Origin of the sequence: Cryptosporangium aurantiacum (assembly GCF_900143005.1) — a bacterium.
Lineage (GTDB): Bacteria > Actinomycetota > Actinomycetes > Mycobacteriales > Cryptosporangiaceae > Cryptosporangium > Cryptosporangium aurantiacum.
On the sequence record NZ_FRCS01000001.1, the window covers coordinates 188,268 to 206,227 of the forward strand.

Consider the following 17,960-nt stretch of genomic DNA (forward strand, 5'->3'; position numbering starts at 1 on the left):
GCGGAGGAGGTGCTCGGGATACACAGTCATGACATCACCTTTTCGAGCTCCGTGGCAGCGGTCGCCGGGGCGGGTTGCTCGTCGGGCCTCCGGCGTGCTGCGGCGAACTTGGCCGACAGCGACGACAGGCCCTTCGGCAGGAAGAGGATGACGACGATGAACAGCAGGCCGAGGAGGTAGGGCCAGCCGTCGGGCCAGGTCGATCCGAGGCTCGACTGCCCCCATCCGACCGCGATCGCGCCGAGCGCGGGGCCGAACAGCGATGCGCGGCCGCCGAGGGCAACGCCCGCGATCATGAGGATCGAGGCGGAGGCGCCGATCTCGGCCGGAGTGATGATGCCGACGATCGGCACGAACATCGCTCCGCCGATGCTGGCCATCAGCGCGGAGGCGACAAAGGCGACGAGCTTGACGTTGGCCGGGTCGTAGCCGAGGAAGCGGACGCGCTCCTCGGCGTCCCGGGTGGCCACGAGGAGCTCACCGAAGCGGCTGCGATAGAGCTGCCACACCGCGAGCAGGCACACGACGAGGAGCGCGGCGGCGATGAGGTACACCATGACCTTGTTCGCCGGGTCGTTCAGCACGAAGCCGAAGAAGTACTTGAAGTCGCTGAGCCCGGTGTCGCCGCCGGTCTCGCGGATCGTGGAGCTGATCAGGGTGGCCAGGGCGATGGCGAGCGCCTGCGTCAGGATCGCGAAATACGCACCCTTCACGCCACGCTTGAACAGCGCGTAGCCGAGGAGGCCGGCCACGATCACCGGGAGCAGTACGATCGCCAGCAGGGTGAACGCCGCGCTGCGGAACGGCTCCCAGAACACCGGGAGCGGCGCGAGCGGATCGTAGAGCACCATGAATCCCGGGACTCGGTCACCGGCGCTCTCCAGCGTGAGGTGCATGGCCATCGAGTAGGCGCCGAGGGCGAAGAACACCCCCTGCCCAAGCACGAGCATGCCGCCTCGGCCCCACGCCAGACCGATTCCGACGGCGGCGATGGCCCAGCAGCAGTACTTACCGAGGTTGTTGAGCCAGTGATCGGTGAGCACGAGGGGAGCAACCGCGAGGAGCAGGACGGCGAACACCCCGATGCCGCCGAGGGAAAGCCAGGGCTTCAACTTGCTCATGCCAGACTCCTGGTTCGCACCGTGAACAGGCCCTGCGGGCGCACCTGCAGGAAGACGATCACGAGGATGAAGGCGAGCACCTGCGCCAAGCTGCCGGTCGTCCAGTCAGCGAAGTACGCGAGGGCGACGCCCACCGCCCACGCGGCGATGATGGTGCCCTTGAGCTGGCCGATGCCACCGGCGACGACGACGAGGAAGGCCGGGATGATGTACTGCGTGCCCATCTGGGAGTTCGTGCCCCCGATGAGTGACGCGGCCACGCCGGCGACGCCGGCCAGACCGGACCCGACGAAGAACGTCAGGCGGTCGACGGTGCGGGTGGCGATCCCCGAGGTCTCGGCGAGGTCCCGGTTGTGCACGGTCGCCCGGATGCGGCGACCGAACGAGGTGTACTTGAGCCAGGCCGCCAGTGCGGCGACGCAGACGGCCGCGAGCACGATGGTGAACAGTTGCCGCAGCGGCCACTCATAGCCGAGGACGTTCAGCTGCCCGTCGAGCCAGCGGGGTTTCTCCACGGGGACGCCCTGGGACGGGAAGATCTGTAGTGCCGCCTGCTGCAGGATCAGGCTGACCCCGACCGTGACGAGCAAGGTGTCCAGGGGCCTGCGGTACATCCATTGGATGATGGCGACCTCCAGCAGGAGTCCGAACAGGCCGGCGACGACGAACGCGACCGGCAGCGCGACCGGGATCGACAGGTCGGTGGCGCCGATGACCTGCTGGACGAGGTAGGCGGTGAAGGCGCCGATCATGAGGAACTCGCCGTGGGCCATGTTGATCACGCCCATCTGGCCGAAGGTGAGCGAGAGGCCCAGTGCGGCGAGCAGGAGCAGCGCACCTTGTGAGCTGCCGTTCAGCAGCGGTGTGATCAGGGCGTCCACGTGCTCTCTCTCTGTGCGGGGGGTGGGGGTGCGTGCCGTAGCCGACACGCACCCCCGCGTCCGAGGGGGGATCGGGTGATCAGCCCGCGGCATCCACGAGCTGATCGCGGATGTTCGCCGGGAACCAGTCGTAGCCCTTGAGGTACGGGTCGGGCTCGATGAACTTGTCGGAGGCCCAGACGACGTCGAACTGGTTCTTGCTGTTGATCCGGCCGATGTGGCCCGGCTTGGAGATGTGGTGGTTGTCGCCGTCGAGCGTGACGGTGCCCTCCGGCGCGTCGAACGTGATGGTGTTCTTCTTCGCGGCGTCGTTCACCTTGTCGACGTCGAACGAGCCGGCTTTCTCGACGAGGGACTTGTACAGGTACAGCGAGATGTAGGCCGCCTCCATCGGGTCGGAGGTGACACCGCTGCTGTTGGGGTAGGCCTTCCAACTCTGGATGAACTTCGGGTTGGTGGGGGTCTTGAGCGACTGGAAGTAGTTCCAGGACGCGTAGTGGCCGGTGACCTCGTGGCCCATCGCCGGCGCCTCTTCTTCGGCGATCGATACGGAGATGATCGGCGTCTTCGCGGCGGTGAGACCGGCGTCGTAGTACGCCTTGACGAACCCGACGTTCGACGAGCCGTTGATGGTGTTGAAGATGAAGTCGGGTTTGGCGGCCACGATCTTCGCTACCTGGCTGGTCCAGTCGTCCTTGTCGAGGGGTACGTACTCCTCACCGACGATCTTGATGCCGAGCTCGGCCGCGTACAGCTTGATGATCGCGTTCGCGGTGCGCGGGAAGACGTAGTCGCTGCCGGCGAGGAACAGCTTCTTCACCCCACGGGAGGCGAGGAAGTCCATCGCCGGGATGATCTGCTGGTTGGTGGTCGCACCGGTGTAGTAGATGTTCTTCGACGACTCGAGGCCCTCGTACTGCACCGGGTAGAAGAAGAGGCCGTTGTGCTTCTCGACGACCGGCTTGACGGCCTTGCGAGAGGACGAGGTCCAGCCGCCGAAGATCGCGGCGACGCAGTCCTGGGTGAGCAGCTTCTCGGTCTTCTCCGCGAAGGTGGGCCAGTCGGTAGCGCCGTCTTCCTGGATGTACTCGATCTTCTTTCCGAGGATTCCGCCGCTGGCGTTGATCTCGTCGGCGGCCATGTGCAGCACGTTGGAGACGGTCTTCTCGGAGATCGCCATGCCGCCGGTGAGGGAGTTGAGGAAGCCGAGCTTGATGGTGCTGCCGGAGGCGTCGACGCAGCTTGCTGCCGAAGCTGACCCGTCTCCGGACGTGTCGCCGGCGCGGGCGCCACAGCCGGCGAGCACGAGGGCCACGGCCATCCCGAAGGCGCCCGTAGCCACAAGCGTGCGCAGCCGCTTGCTGGTGTTGGACATGTGTGAGTGCTCCATTCCTAGGGGAAGGGGCGCGACGCCGGGAACCCGGCACGGCGGTGCAGTGGGGGTGCTGCTGGTGAGAGCAGATTGACCGCGAGTCATTACTCTGACATTTCTTCGCTGTTCCAACCCTGTAGCCACTGCGAGGGCCGCGGGACTAATGTCCTGGTTAAGGGCTCCATTGCAGGGAATATCGATGTCAAAGTTCTGCCATGCTCCGCGAGGGCGGGGTAGCTATGGCACACTTCTGACACCCTTTGAGCGCGCCAGGCAGGGTGGCGCAGGGCGTGGTCGCGCGATTGGCGAGGGCGGGGCGGCCGACCGGCCGAAGATGCTGATCCTCGACGAGCCGACCGGCTTTCGGCCGCGCCTCGGAGGAGACCTGCTCGGTGGGGGAGACCGGTGGGGTCGCGCCGGGCGGCGTGACGGTCGTCGTCGCCTCGTGCGGCGTCACCGGCTCGGACGGGGTGACCGGCTCCGGTGGAGCGGGAGGGGCGGTACGGGCGGCGGGCTGGGCCAACGCCACCGCGAACTCGAGTGCCGACCCGGGGCGCTCGGTAACGCGCGTTCGATCTCCGCGCGGTCGATCAGCATCGCGCCATTGTGCTCAGTCGCCCTACACGCGAGCTTTCCTCGATGTGTAGGGCGACCGATCTACAGCAGCTCTTCGTCTTCCTCAGGGAAGTAGTAGTAGAGCGTGACGTGGGGACGGTTGGCGCCGGCCTCGAGGTCGTAGTGCAGCAACACGTCCATCACGCCGATAGGGCCGTCGGTCTCCATCTCCTCGATGGTCGCCGCGGCCGCCCTGAGCAGGTCCGGTATCCGATCCTGGCCCGGACCCTCAGGCAGGGCGATATTGACATGACGGCACTGGAAGCCGTGGTGGATCCGATCGTGTGGCATCGACTGTGATCATGCCGTGTAGGTAGGGGACGTCTGCAACCGGCTCCGGAGAGTCGGTACAGCTTTCTTCCCGAGCGTGCCCAGCCGGACGGGCTGGGTGGGACTGGTCTTCACCGACGTGACTATCCATCCTGACGGAGGGTGGTGGTGCTTACGGACTCAGTCTTCCTCGGGGCCCGGGTCACGGCCAGCCGCTGCGCCCGGTCCGCTCTCCGCGGCCAGTCCGGAGACCGGCTCGGAACGGACGACACGCGCCGGACCGGTCACCGGCGCGGAGCTCGGCGGCTCGGTGACGGTGGTGCCCTCGATCGGCGCGGCGACCGGCTCGGCGTCCTCGTCGGGGCGCAGCCAGATGACGCCCAACGGCGGCAGCGTCACGGTCGCGGAAGCGGGCTCACCGTGCCAGGGCCGTGCCTCGGCCCGGACCTCACCGAGGTTGCCGACGCCCGAACCGCCGTAGACGTCCGCGTCGGTGTTGACGATCTCCCGCCAGCCGCCCGCGCGCGGCAGGCCCACCCGGTAGTCGTGGTGCGGGTGGCCGGCGAAGTTCGCGACGCACGCCAGCACCGACCCGTCGGAGCCGTACCGCAGGAACGAGAAGACGTTGCTCGACGCGTCGTTCGCGTCGATCCAGGAGAAGCCCGCCGGGTCGACGTCCTGGGTCCAGAGCGCGGGGGTCTCCCGGTAGACCCGGTTCAGGTCACCGATCAACTTCTGGACGCCCGCGTGGTCCGGGTTGTCCAGCAGCCACCAGTCCAGCGACCGGTCCTGCGACCACTCCGCCTCCTGGGCCAGCTCGCCGCCCATGAACAGCAGCTGCTTACCGGGGTGCGCCCACATGTAGGCGAACAGCGCGCGGAGGCCGGCCAGCTTGCGCCACCGGTCACCCGGCATCTTCCCGAACAGCGATCCCTTGCCGTGCACGACCTCGTCGTGCGACAGCGGCAGGACGAAGTTCTCGCTCCACGCGTAGACCAGCGAGAACGTCATCTGGTGGTGGTGGTACTGGCGGTGGATCGGGTCCCGGCTGACGTAGTCGAGCGTGTCGTGCATCCAGCCCATGTTCCACTTGAACCCGAAGCCGAGCCCGCCGACGTGGGTGGGGCGGCTGACGCCGGGCCACGACGTGGACTCCTCGGCCACCATCATCGTTCCCGCGTGGTGCCGGTACACGGTGGCGTTGAGCTCCTGCAGGAACTTGACCGAGTCGAGGTTCTCCCGCCCGCCGTACTGGTTCGGCAGCCACTCGCCGTCCTTGCGCGAGTAATCCAGGTAGAGCATCGAGGCGACCGCGTCGACCCGCAGGCCGTCGATGTGGAACTCCTCCAGCCAGTACAGCGCGTTGGCCACCAGGAAGTTGCGCACCTCGTTGCGGCCGACGTCGAAGACCAGCGTGCCCCAGTCCGGGTGCTCGCCGCGGCGCGGGTCGGCGGGTTCGTAGAGGTGCGTGCCGTCGAACTTCGCCAGCGCCCAGGCGTCCTTCGGGAAGTGGGCGGGCACCCAGTCGACGATCACGCCGATGCCGGCGTTGTGCAGCCTGTCGACCAGGTAGCGGAAGTCGTCCGGGAGCCCGAACCGGGACGTCGGCGCGTAGTACCCGGTGACCTGGTAACCCCAGGAGCCGCCGAACGGGTGCTCGGCCACCGGCAGGAACTCGACGTGCGTGAAGCCGAGCTCGGTCACGTACGCGACCAGCTCGTCGGCGAGCTGCCGGTAGGACAGGCCCTGCTTCCACGAGCCCAGGTGCACCTCGTAGACGCTCACCGGCTTGGCGTGCCAGCCGCCCCGGTCCCGCTCGGTGACCCACTCGGCGTCCGACCATTCGAACGTCGACTGGGTGACGACGCTCGCCGTCGCCGGGGGGACCTCGGTGGCGAAAGCCATCGGGTCGGCCTTCTCCCGCCAGTGCCCGTCCGGGCCGAGGATCTGGTACTTGTACCGGGCCCCGACCTTGACGTCGGGCACGAACAGCTCCCAGACGCCGCTGGAGCCCATCGAGCGCATCGGTAGCGCGCGGCCGTCCCAGAACGAGAAGTCGCCGGTCACCCGGACGCCGCGGGCGTTCGGTGCCCACACCGCGAAGCTGACGCCGGTGACCGGACCGGCCGGCGTGCCGTAGTGCCGCACGTGGGCGCCGAGCGCCTCCCAGAGGCGCTCGTGCCTGCCCTCGCCGATCAGGTGCAGGTCGACCTCGCCGAGCGTCGGCAGCCACCGGTACGGGTCGTCCGCGGTGTGCGTTCCGTGCCCGGCGCCATGCTCGTAACGGACCTCGAGCCGGTAGTCACCGGGTTGCTCGGTGAAGTCGACGGCGAACACCCCGCCGTCGTGGACCCGGGTCATCTCCCGGCGCTCGTCCCCGGTCAGCAGCGTGACGGCCGCGGCCTCCGGTCGCAACGTCCGCACCACCCAGCCGCCGTTCTCCAGGCGATGCACGCCGAGGATCCCGTGCGGGTTGTGGTGTTCGCCGCGGACCAGCCGGTCCAGCTCGATCCGGTTCACGGACGTCTCCGGGTGGGCGGTCTCCGGGTGAATGCTCATGGCACCTTGATTTCCCGTGTGGCGGCCCACCATGCAGGCCGGGACCTGCACGGGGGCGAGGGGTGGTCGGTCAGGTAGCGAGGCGTGCGATCGATCGCAGGGGGATGTCGACCCAGCCGGGCCGGTTGTCGTACTCGTAGGCCACCTCGTAGACGGCCTTGTCCAGCTCGAGCGCGCGGAGCAGAACCGGGTTGGCCTCCGGGTCGGCGAGCGTGACGCCGTCCTTCGAGTACCCCTCGATGAACGCTGCCCGGTTCCGGTCGGCCCACTCGACCACACGTTCGTCGGCGGCCGGGCTGATCTCGTCCGCCTCGACGTTGCCGACCAGCAGGTGGTGGGCGGCGTAGTCGAACGAGCGGAGCATCCCGGCGACGTCACGCAGCGGCGACATCTTCGCGACCCGCTCGGGCAGCGGCCTGGCCGGCTCGCCCTCGAAGTCGATCAGCACCCAGTGGGTCAGCGTCCGGAGCACCTGACCGAGGTGCAGGTCCCCGTGGATCCGCTGGACGATGACCGGCTCACCGTGGCTGGCCACCTGGGCGAACACCCGGCGGATGCCCGGCTCGAACGGCGCCAGTCCGCCGACGCGGCGCAGCACGGCGTCCAACCGGGCGTTCATCCCGGCGACGACGCTGTCCAGGCGGTCGACCGGGACGACCTCGGTGCCCAGCGCCGTCACGAGGTCGGCGTGGACCGCGGCGACCGCCTGGCCGAGCCGGCAGGCCTCGGTCGAGAAGTCGCTGCCCAGCTCGTCGAGGGGGGTATCGGGCTCGTTGATCAGGTCACGCACCGAGGTGGTGGCCATCGCCCAGCCATCGGCGCAGTTGGCGAAGAACCTCTGCAGCAGGCCGTAGGTGACCGGCGCGTCCTGCAGGTCCCCCTCGATCGCGCCGTAGAGGTCGGCGATGTGCTCGCTGCCGACGCTGCGCAGCGCCCGGTGCAGCTCGAGGTCCGGGCTGACGCCGCGGTCGAGCTTCCGGAACAGCTTCAGAATGTATTCGTCGCCGAACACGATCGAGGTGTTGCTCTGCTCGGCGGAGATCGGCCGGCTGGGCAGGCCGGTTCGGATCACGGCTCCGGGCTCGTGCCGGAACCGCACGCCGTCGACGTCCGCGTTCGCCGCGATCAGATCGCGGACCTGACCGGTCAGCTCGAAGTCGTGCGCCGCGTCGTACGCCCACAGCGCGTGTTCGACCTCGCCGATCCGGGCGTAGTCGAGCCGCTCCGGCAGCTCCCGGCGCAGGCCGACGAGCAGCTGGTAGCGCTCGACCCGCCCGCCGGACGCGACCCCGACCACCACGTGCTCGAGGCGGGGCCCGCCGGCCGCGAGATCGTCGTACCAGACGTCGGCCTTGACCACCTGGACGTCGTCGATCGCGCTCTGCTTGTCGCCGAACCAGCGCTGTCTGGGCAGCCACGAGGCGAGCAGCCCGGTAAGGGCCTCGGCATGCGTGACCATCGTTGTCATCCGACACCTCCCGAGGTCGCCGGACGCCCGTCGAGGACGTCCGGCGTGCGGTTCCCGGTAGTCCGCGCACTCGGTGGAAACATCGGCCCGCCTATCCGCGATCGTCGTGCGGCGTGAGCTGGAACCAGTAAAAGCCGTGACCTGGCAGGGTCAGCAGATACGGCAACTCGCCGATCGGCGGGAAGTGCACCCGACCGGTGAGCTCCACCGGCGTGCAGCCGCGGAACCGCCCGAGGTCGAGCTCGACCGGCTGGGGGAACCGCGACAGGTTGTTTACACATATCACTATGTCGTGTTCCCCCTCTGGCCCCACGTATTCACGGACGTAGGCCAGGACTGTCGGGTTTGATCCGCCGAGGTCGGTAAAGCTGCCCAACGGGAACGCTTGGTGCTGCTGACGGATTTCGATCATCCGGCGGGTCCAGTGCAGCAGCGACGCGCTGGCGCCGAGCTGCGCCTCGACGTTCGTGACCTGGTAGCCGTAGATCGGGTCCATGATCACCGGCAGGTAGATCCGGCCCGGGTCGCAGACCGAGAAGCCCGCGTTGCGGTCCGGCGTCCACTGCATCGGCGTGCGGACGCCGTCCCGGTCACCGAGCCAGATGTTGTCGCCCATCCCGATCTCGTCGCCGTAGTACAGCACCGGCGAGCCGGGCAGCGAGAGCAGCAGCGCGGTGAACAGCTCGATCTGGTTCCGGTCGTTGTCCAGCAGCGGCGCCAGCCGTCGGCGGATGCCGACGTTCGCCCGCATCCGCGGGTCCTTGGCGTACTCGGTGTACATGTAGTCGCGCTCTTCGTCGGTGACCATCTCGAGCGTCAGCTCGTCGTGGTTCCGCAGGAAGATGCCCCACTGGGCGCCCTCGGGAATGTCCGGCGTCTGGGCCAGGATCTCCGAGATCGGGAAGCGGGACTGGCGGCGGACCGCCATGAAGATGCGCGGCATCAGCGGAAAGTGGAACGCCATGTGGCACTCGTCGCCACCGACGGTCGGGTCGCCGAAGTACTCGACCACGTCGGCGGGCCACTGGTTCGCCTCCGCCAGCAGGACGCGGCCCGGGTACTCGTCCTCGACGACCTTGCGGCACCGCTTGAGGAACTCGTGCGTCCGCGGCAGGTTCTCGCAGTTGGTGCCCTCCTCTTCGAAGAGGTAGGGCACCGCGTCCAGCCGGAAACCGTCGATCCCGAGATCCAGCCAGAACCGCAGGACGTCGAGCATCGCGTCCTGGACCTCGGGGTTCTCGAAGTTCAGGTCGGGCTGGTGGCTGAAGAACCGGTGCCAGAAGAACTGCCCGCGCACCGGGTCGTACGTCCAGTTCGACGACTCGGTGTCGATGAAGATGATCCGCGCGTCGGCGTACTTCGAGTCGTCGTCGCTCCACACGTAGAAGTCGCCGTACGGACCGGTCGGGTCCCGTCGCGACTCCTGGAACCACAGGTGCTGGTCCGATGTGTGGTTCATGACCAGGTCGGTGATCACCCGGATCCCGCGCTTGTGCGCCTCGTCCAGCAGCGTCACGAAGTCCTCGACCGTGCCGAACTCCGGCAGCACCGCGCGGAAGTCGGCGATGTCGTACCCGCCGTCGCGCAGCGGCGAGTCGTAGAACGGCGGCAGCCAGAGGCAGTCGACGCCCAGCCAGGCCAGGTAGTCGAGCTTCGCGGTCAGGCCGGCCAGATCGCCGGTGCCGTCGCCGGACGAGTCGTAGAACGCCCGGACCAGCACCTCGTAGAAGACCGCACGCTTGTACCACTCGGGGTCCAGCGGCATCTTGCGCGCGTGCTTGAAGCTTTCGGACTGAGGTTCGACGAGATGCCCGTCTGCCGTGTGCGGGTGCGCGGCGGCGTCTTCGACGGTGCGCTCCAGGGTGTGGGCGCGGAGTCTCGGCGGGTGAGGCAGGGAAATGGTCATGTGCGCCCTCAGGACGTCTGGCGGTGGATCGAGAAGATGTGGGCGACCTGCTGATAGGGGTCGAGCCGAACGGCGTTGTGCTGACCCCAGTCGAAGCTTGCCCCGGTGAGCTCGTCGACTACCCGGAACCGGTCATGCCAGTCGAACCCGAGTGCGGGCATGTCGAGCGCGGTGTTGCCCCAGTGGGTGTTGTGCGGGTCGAGTGTGCACACCACCAACACGGTGTCCGCCCCCTTCTCAGGGGTCTCCAATCGCTTGGAGAAACAGATCAGGGCGTCGTTGTCGACATGGTGGAACCGGAGGTTACGGAGCCGCTGCAGCGCGGGGTGGGCGCGGCGCAGCTCGTTGAGCCTGCCCAAGAACGGCGCTAGCGTACGCCCTTCGGCCTCCGCCTGCTTCCAGTCCCGCGGACGGAGCTGGTACTTCTCAGAATCTAGGTACTCCTCCGAGCCAGGCCGCACCGCGACGTGCTCGTAGAGCTCGTACCCCGAGTAGACGCCCCAGGTCGGCGACATCATGCTGGCGAGCACCGCACGGATCGCGAACATCGCAGGCCCGCCGTACTGCAGCGAGGCGTGCAGGATGTCCGGGGTGTTCACGAAGAAGTTCGGCCGCATGTAGTGGCCGGCTTCGACCAGCTCACGGCCGTACTGCTCCAGCTCCCACTTGGCCGTACGCCACGTGAAGTACGTGTAGGACTGGGTGAAGCCGATCTGGGCCAGGTGGTGCATCATCGCCGGCCGGGTGAACGCCTCGGCCAGGAAGATGACGTCCGGGTGGGTCTTCTTGACCTCCCAGATCAGCCAGTGCCAGAAGTCCGTCGGCTTCGTGTGCGGGTTGTCGACCCGGAAGATCTTCACGCCGTGGTCGATCCACACCTGCACGACACGGAGCATCTCCGCGTAGATGCCGTTGCGGTCGTTGTCGAAGTTCAGCGGATAGATGTCCTGGTACTTCTTCGGCGGGTTCTCGGCGTAGGCGATCGTGCCGTCCGGCAGCGTCGTGAACCACTCCGGGTGCGCGGCGACCCACGGGTGGTCCGGCGCGCACTGCAGGGCGAGGTCGAGCGCGACCTCCATGCCCAGCTCGTGGGTGCGTGCGACGAACGCGTCGAAGTCGTCGAACGTCCCTAGCTGCGGGTGGATCGCGTCGTGGCCGCCCTCCTCCGCGCCGATCGCCCACGGCGAGCCGACGTCGTCCGGGCCCGGCGTGAGCGTGTTGTTCTTGCCCTTGCGGTTGACCCGGCCGATCGGGTGGATCGGCGGCAGGTAGACGACGTCGAAGTTCATGTCGGCGATCGCGGGCAGCCGGCGCGCGGCGGTGCGGAACGTGCCGTGCACCGGCGGGCTGACGGCGTCCGAGCCGGGCTCGGGGACGACCGAGCCCTCCGACCGCGGGAAGAACTCGTACCAGGAGCCGTAGAGGGCCCGCTCCCTGTCGACCCACACGCTGAACGCGGGTGACCGGGTCACCAGGTCACGCACCGGCCGCTCGGCCATGGCCGGACCGAGGTCCAGTGCGGGTCCGATTCGCTCGGCCAGCGGCCGGGTGGTGTCGCGGAGCGCCGCGGCGGCCTCGAACAGTTCGTCCCGCCGCTGGCGGGGCGCGAACCGGCCGGCCTTGAGCAGCAGCCTGGCGCCGGTCTCGAGGTCGTTGGCCAGCTCCACCGCGGACTGGCCGACGGCGGTCTTGACCTCCACCGCGTGGTGCCAGGTCGCGTAGGGGTCACCCCATGCCTCGACGACGAACGTCCACCGCCCCGGCGTGTCGGCGACGACCGAGGCGTGCCATCGGTCGTTCTCACCCTTGACCATGGGAGTGAACGGTGTTCGCCGCCCGTCCGGGGCAGTCCACACCACGTTGGCTCCGACCGCGTCGTGGCCCTCGCGGAAGACCGTGGCGGAGACGGGCATGAGTTCACCCACGACGGCGCGCGCTGGATACAGACCAGCGGACACAACTGGGGTGATGTCTTCGATCGCGAAGCGTCCGGTCATCAAGGCCTACCGTATCGAGTCAGAGGGACGGTCGCGGTGACGGTCTGGGCGCTCTCCCAGCCGCGGGGTCCCCTGTGCACGATGCCGTGGAGTCCCCGTGGAGGTATAGCCGCCCCGGGCTGAAAATACTTGCGGGACACGGAGGCAATGTTCGCGCCCGTGACACGGGAACCAACCCCAGCGTCGGTAGGGTGCGCCCCGTGAGAGCCCTACGTCGTTTTACCGTGCGGGCCAAGTTGCCCGAACCACTGGCCCCGCTCGGCGAACTCGTGATGAACCTGAGGTGGTCCTGGAACCCGCCTACGGTCGACCTGTTCGCCTCCGTGGACCCGAAGGTCTGGGAGCAGGTCCGGCAGGATCCGGTGCGGCTGCTGGGCGAGGTATCCGGCCAGCGGCTGGAGGCCCTGGCCGCCGACGGTGACTTCCTGGCGCGCCTGAACGCGTCCCACGCCGAGCTGCAGCGTTACCTCACCGAGCCCCGGTGGTACCAGGAGCAGGCGCAGGCGGGTGCCGACTCCGGCCAGCCGCTGCCCGCCTCGATCGCCTACTTCTCGCCGGAGTTCGGCATCACCGAGGTGCTGCCGCAGTACTCCGGTGGCCTCGGCATCCTGGCCGGCGACCATCTCAAAGCCGCCAGCGACCTCGGCGCGCCGATCGTCGGCGTCGGTCTACTGTATCGATCCGGATACTTCAGCCAGTCGCTCACCGCGGACGGCTGGCAAGCCGAGCACTACCCGCCGCTCGACCCGCACGGCCTGCCGCTCCAGCGGCTCGCCGACGCCGACGGTTCGCCGCTACGGATCTCGGTGAACCTGCCGGAGAACCGGGTGCTGCACGCCCACGTCTGGAAGGCGCAGGTCGGCCGGGTTCCGCTGCTGCTGCTCGACTCCGACATCGAGGACAACGGCCCGACCGAGCGGCACGTCACCGACCGCCTGTACGGCGGCGGAGCCGACCACCGGCTGCTCCAGGAGATCCTGCTGGGCGTCGGCGGTGTGCGTGCGCTGCGCGCGTACGCGGCGCAGACCGGCGAGGCCGCCCCGGAGGTGTTCCACACCAACGAGGGACACGCCGGTTTCCTCGGCGTGGAGCGGATCCGGGAGCTCGTCCAGGGCAGTGGACTGACGTTCGACCAGGCGCTGCACGCGGTCCGTGCGGGAACGGTGTTCACCACCCACACGCCGGTGCCCGCGGGCATCGACCGTTTCTCGCGGGACCTGATCGCGCACGTGTTCGGCGCCGGCGTGCTCGCCGACGTTCCGGGAATCCCGATCGACCGCCTGCTCGCGCTCGGCGCCGAGGACGACCCCGGCGTGTTCAACATGGCCCACATGGGTCTGCGCCTGGGCCAGCGGGCCAACGGCGTCAGCATGCTGCACGGCGACGTCAGCAGGCACATGTTCAACGGCCTCTGGCCCGGGTTCGAGTCCAACGAGGTGCCGATCACCTCGGTCACCAACGGCGTCCACGCGCCGACCTGGGTGGCGCGGGAGACCGCGGCGCTCGGCGCCGGCCAGGTCAACGACGACCTGTGGGCGTCGATCGGCCAGGTGCCCGGCGAACAGCTCTGGCAGACCCGGCGGACGCTCCGCGCGAAGCTGGTCGGCGAGGTCCGCCGCCGGTTGCGCGAGTCGTCGCTGCGCCGCGGGCACACCGACGCCGAGCTCGGCTGGGTCGACTCGGTGTTCGACCCGGACGTCCTCACGATCGGGTTCGCCCGGCGGGTGCCCTCGTACAAGCGGCTGACGCTGATGCTGCGGGACCCCGACCGGCTGCGCTCGCTGCTGCTGGACGCCGAGCGTCCGCTGCAGATCGTCATCGCAGGGAAGAGCCACCCGGCCGACGAGGGCGGCAAGATGCTGATCCAGCAGATGGTGCGGTTCACCGACGACCCGGCCGTCCGCAACCGGATCGTGTTCCTGCCGGACTACGACATCGGCATGGCCCGGTACCTCTACTGGGGTTGCGACGTCTGGCTCAACAACCCGTTGCGCCCGCTGGAGGCGTGCGGGACGTCCGGCATGAAGGCGTCGCTCAACGGCGGGCTCAACCTGTCCATCCGGGATGGATGGTGGGACGAGATGTATGACGGCGAGAACGGCTGGGCGATCCCCACCGCGGACGGCGTCATCGACCCCGACCGGCGGGACGACCTGGAGGCCGCGGCCTTCTACGACCTGCTCAGCACCCACGTCCGGACGCTGTTCTACGACCGTGGCGAGGACGGGATCCCGGCGCGCTGGCTGGAGATGGTCCGGCACACGCTCAGCTCGCTCGGGCCGAAGCTGACCGCCACCCGGATGGTCAGCGACTACGTGGAGCGGCTCTATGCCCCGGCGGCGCGGAGCTCGGCCAAGGTGCTCGCCGACGACTTCGCCGGTGCGCGCCGGCTGGCCGAATGGCGCGGCCGGGTCGCCGAGCACTGGAACGGCGTCAAGGTGGCGCACGTCGAGTCGTCGGGCATCGGCGACACGCCCGAGCTGGGTGCGACCGTCAACGTCCGTGCCGAGGTCAACCTCGGCGGTCTGACGCCGGACGCGGTCTCGGTGCAGGCCTGCTACGGCACGGTCGATCTGGACGACGTCCTGCACGACGTTCACACGGTGCCGATGCGTCCGCTGGGCAACGGGGGTGACACCTACCGGTACGAGGCGGATATCCCGCTGGAGCAGGCCGGGCCGTTCGGGTACACGGTGCGTGTACTCCCGCACCACGAGTTGCTCACCGATCCGGTCGAGCTGGGCCTAGTGACGACCGCCTAGATGGGTTCTGGCCCATAATTCACGCATGGCGTATGCAGGCGGTGCCGGTCGGTCCGCCACGGATGCAGGAGAACCCGTGGCGGACCGCTCGGACGACGGGCGGGGACTGTCGAGCCTCGAGGACGAACTCCGAGTCGTCCACACGCGCATCGACCAGGCGAAGAGCCGGATGCGTCAGGCGATCGACGTCTTCGGGCTGCTCGGGTTCGGGCTGGCGTTCGTCGGGCTGATCGTCGTGGCCGGTCTCGCCGCGGTGTCGTTCGCCTCCGACGAGACCGGCGTCGGCATGCTGTTCAGCGCGCTGACGGTGGTGGCGCTGCCGATCGTCGCGATCGCCGCCTGGCACGCGTTCGGCCGGCTGTGGTCGCTCTCCCGGGAGCTGTCGGTGCTGCGCCGCAAGGAAGCGACGATCTTCTCCCAGCTGGAGAGCGTCGGCGGCCCGGCGCCTGCTCCCGATCTGGACGACACGAGGATCGACGCCGGCCCCCCGAGCGGGCTCGGTGGCTTCATGGGCGGCCTCGGCCGGGGGCCTCGCCGGGTCTCGCTGCAGGAACCGCCTCCGGGCAACACCGCCGACGGGTACCGGGAGATCACCGACCGGAACCGCGGCATCTTCGGGCGCGCGGCCTCGCTCTGGTTACTCGTCGGTGTGGGGATCCTGTTCCTGATCTTCGTCATCGGCGTGGCTCTCGGGTCGGCCAGCACCGGCTAGGGCCGCCGCCCGGCTAGGGCCGCGCTACCCGGAGCAGGACCGTGGACCAGGCGGACAGCGGGCGGGCCGTGCCACCGTCCAGCGTCTCGCCACCGTCCGGCAGATCCGGGCGGGCCGTGTCGAACACCACCTGGTAGCGCTCGGCCCACGGCGGGCCGGGCAACCGTACTTCGAGGTCACCATCGGCGGCGTGCACCCACAGCAGGTACGAGTCGTCGACGATCCGCTCGCCGCGTAGCGTCCGGTTCCGGATCTGTTCGCCGTTGAGGAACATCCCGAGCGTCCGGGCATCGTGCCGGTTCCAGTCATCCGGGCTCATCAGCCCGCCGTCCGGCCGGAACCAGCACAGGTCGCTCACCGGGCTCTCGACGTCGGTCGGCGCGCCCACGAAGAACGACCGCTGGCGGAACACCGGTGCCTTCGAGCGGAGTTCGAGCAGCCGCGACGTGAACGCGAGCAGGCTCTCGTCCTCCGGCGTCAGCTTCCAGTCCACCCAGGACACCTCGTTGTCCTGGCAGTACGCGTTGTTGTTGCCGCCCTGGGTTCGCCGCATCTCGTCGCCGGCCGTGATCATCGGCACCCCCGCGGACAGCACCAGCGTGGCCAGCGCGTTGCGGATCTGGCGGTTGCGCAGCGCGATCACCGCGCCGTCGTCGGTCTCACCCTCGACGCCGCAGTTCCAGGAGCGGTTGTCGTCGGTGCCGTCCCGGTTCTGCTCGAGGTTGGCGTCGTTGTGCTTGTGGTTGTACGTGAACAGGTCGCGCATCGTGAAACCGTCGTGCGCGGTGAGGAAGTTGATCGACGCGAACGGGCGCCTGCCGTCGTCCTGGTACAGATCGGACGAGCCGGAGAGCCGGTAGCCCAGCTCGCCGAGGCCCCGGATGCCGCCCCGCCAGAGGTCACGAACGGAGTCTCGGTAGCGGCCGTTCCACTCCGTCCACAGTGGCGGGAAGTTGCCCACCTGGTAGCCGCCGGCGCCGACGTCCCACGGCTCGGCGATGAGCTTGAGCTGGTTGACCACCGGGTCCTGGTGGATGACCGCCATGAACGCGGACAGCTGGTCGACGTCGTGCATGGACCGGGCCAGCGCGGACGCGAGGTCGAAGCGGAACCCGTCGACGCCGAGGTCGAGCGCCCAGTAGCGCAGCGAGTCCATCAGCATCTGCAGCACGGCGGGCTGCCGGGCGTCCAACGTGTTGCCGCAGCCGGTGTAGTCCACGTAGCGGCTGCCGTCCGACGGGTCGAGCCGGTAGTAGCCGCGGTTGTCGATGCCGCGGAAGCTCAGCGTCGGCCCGTCGCCGCCGCCCTCCGCGGTGTGGTTGTAGACGACGTCGAGGATGACCTCGATACCGGCCGCGTGCAGCGCGGCCACCATGTCGCGGAACTCCTCGACCTGACCGCCGGCGTCGCCGCGGGACGAGAAGCGGGAGTCCGGCGCGAAGTAGCCGAGCGTGTTGTAGCCCCAGTAGTTGGGCAGGCCCCGGGCGGCGATCGTGGGCTCGGTGACCATGTGATGCACCGGCAGCAGCTCGACCGAGGTGACCCCGAGCTTCACCAGATGGTCGATGACCGCCGGGTGGGCGAGGCCGGAGTAGGTGCCGCGCAGGTGGTCGGGCACGTCGGGGTGACGCATCGTGAAGCCGCGGACGTGCAGCTCGTAGATGACGGTGTCTTCCCAGGGCACCCGGGGCCTGGTGTGGGAGAGGCCGGTCGACCGCGCGAGCACGACCGAGCGCAGCGTGTAGGGCGCCGAGTCGCGCGGGTCGGGCCAGCCGCGGGACGAGTCGCCCGCGTGGCCGTACAGCGCCTGGTCGTAGGTGACCTGGCCGGAGTACGCGCGGGCGTACGGGTCCATCAGCAGCTTGGCCGGGTTGAAACGATGGCCGGCGATCGGGTTCCAGGGCCCGTGGACGCGGTAGCCGTACCGCTGGCCAGGGCCCGCGTTCGGCACGTACCCGTGCCAGACGTGGTACGTGCTCTCCTCGAGCATCAGCCGCCGCTCGTTGCCCGCCTCGTCGAACAGGCACAGATCGACGCCGACCGCGTGCGGGCTCCACAGCGCGAAGTTCACGCCGTCGCCGTCCCAGGTGGCCCCCAGCGGGAACGGGTGGCCCGGCCAGGGTCCGTCCGGGTCGGCCGTCGTTTCGCTCATCGTGCCCCCCAACAAGCCGGATGTGCACAGATTAGGGGGCGGGTCTGACAAACGTAACTAGTGCTCCCTCGATGTGTGGTTCTCCGCGGTACCGACGGCGTGCCGGGTGGGGGAGGGCGTCCGGCGCTGGCCCCGGTGTTGTTGG

At 68.9% G+C, this 17,960-nt stretch carries 11 protein-coding genes; 2 read left to right on the top strand and 9 right to left on the bottom strand.

All coding sequences use genetic code 11. From position 1 onward, the window contains the following. Window positions 1-26: 26 nt before the first annotated feature. The 8 genes from urtC to BUB75_RS00805 all read right to left on the bottom strand — a co-directional run bounded on the left by urtC (window position 27) and on the right by BUB75_RS00805 (window position 12,189). Entirely contained in the window at window positions 27-1,121 is a 1,095-nt protein-coding gene (gene urtC / locus BUB75_RS00770) for an urea ABC transporter permease subunit UrtC (RefSeq protein WP_073250397.1), read from the bottom strand. Continuing rightward, a complete protein-coding gene (urtB, locus tag BUB75_RS00775) occupies window positions 1,118-2,002 on the bottom strand; it encodes an urea ABC transporter permease subunit UrtB (protein ID WP_073250400.1) in 885 nt (294 codons plus the stop codon). Before urtB ends, urtC begins: the two co-directional genes overlap by 4 nt. Before the next feature lie 79 nt (window positions 2,003-2,081). After that, the gene (urtA, locus tag BUB75_RS00780) at window positions 2,082-3,377 is read right to left on the bottom strand and encodes an urea ABC transporter substrate-binding protein (RefSeq protein WP_073250402.1); all 1,296 of its coding nucleotides are present in this window, start codon (window positions 3,375-3,377) and stop codon (window positions 2,082-2,084) included. 654 nt (window positions 3,378-4,031) lie between these two features. Then, window positions 4,032-4,280: a hypothetical protein gene (locus tag BUB75_RS00785; protein WP_051571295.1), complete on the bottom strand. Its 249-nt coding sequence runs from the start codon at window positions 4,278-4,280 to the stop codon at window positions 4,032-4,034. A 159-nt stretch (window positions 4,281-4,439) separates the two neighbouring features. Further along, window positions 4,440-6,818: a 1,4-alpha-glucan branching protein GlgB gene (glgB, locus tag BUB75_RS00790; protein ID WP_084740101.1), complete on the bottom strand. Its 2,379-nt coding sequence runs from the start codon at window positions 6,816-6,818 to the stop codon at window positions 4,440-4,442. Between the two features lie 70 nt (window positions 6,819-6,888). Beyond that, window positions 6,889-8,286, bottom strand: a complete 1,398-nt coding sequence (locus BUB75_RS00795; RefSeq protein WP_073250405.1) for a maltokinase N-terminal cap-like domain-containing protein — start codon at window positions 8,284-8,286, stop codon at window positions 6,889-6,891. 91 nt (window positions 8,287-8,377) lie between these two features. Continuing rightward, the gene (gene treS, locus BUB75_RS00800) at window positions 8,378-10,192 is read right to left on the bottom strand and encodes a maltose alpha-D-glucosyltransferase (protein WP_084740102.1); all 1,815 of its coding nucleotides are present in this window, start codon (window positions 10,190-10,192) and stop codon (window positions 8,378-8,380) included. Between the two features lie 8 nt (window positions 10,193-10,200). Continuing rightward, a complete protein-coding gene (locus BUB75_RS00805; protein WP_073250408.1) occupies window positions 10,201-12,189 on the bottom strand; it encodes an alpha-1,4-glucan--maltose-1-phosphate maltosyltransferase in 1,989 nt (662 codons plus the stop codon). 200 nt (window positions 12,190-12,389) lie between these two features. Between BUB75_RS00805 and glgP the strand changes: the two genes are divergently transcribed. Together glgP and BUB75_RS00815 are read left to right on the top strand one after the other, a co-directional pair. Beyond that, a complete protein-coding gene (gene glgP / locus BUB75_RS00810; RefSeq protein WP_073250411.1) occupies window positions 12,390-14,951 on the top strand; it encodes an alpha-glucan family phosphorylase in 2,562 nt (853 codons plus the stop codon). 76 nt (window positions 14,952-15,027) lie between these two features. Continuing rightward, a complete protein-coding gene (locus tag BUB75_RS00815) occupies window positions 15,028-15,663 on the top strand; it encodes a hypothetical protein (RefSeq protein ID WP_073250414.1) in 636 nt (211 codons plus the stop codon). A gap of 13 nt (window positions 15,664-15,676) precedes the next feature. On the opposite strand, the gene glgX is transcribed toward BUB75_RS00815, so the two are convergent. Further along, the gene (glgX, locus tag BUB75_RS00820; RefSeq protein WP_073250417.1) at window positions 15,677-17,815 is read right to left on the bottom strand and encodes a glycogen debranching protein GlgX; all 2,139 of its coding nucleotides are present in this window, start codon (window positions 17,813-17,815) and stop codon (window positions 15,677-15,679) included. Window positions 17,816-17,960 lie beyond the last annotated feature (145 nt).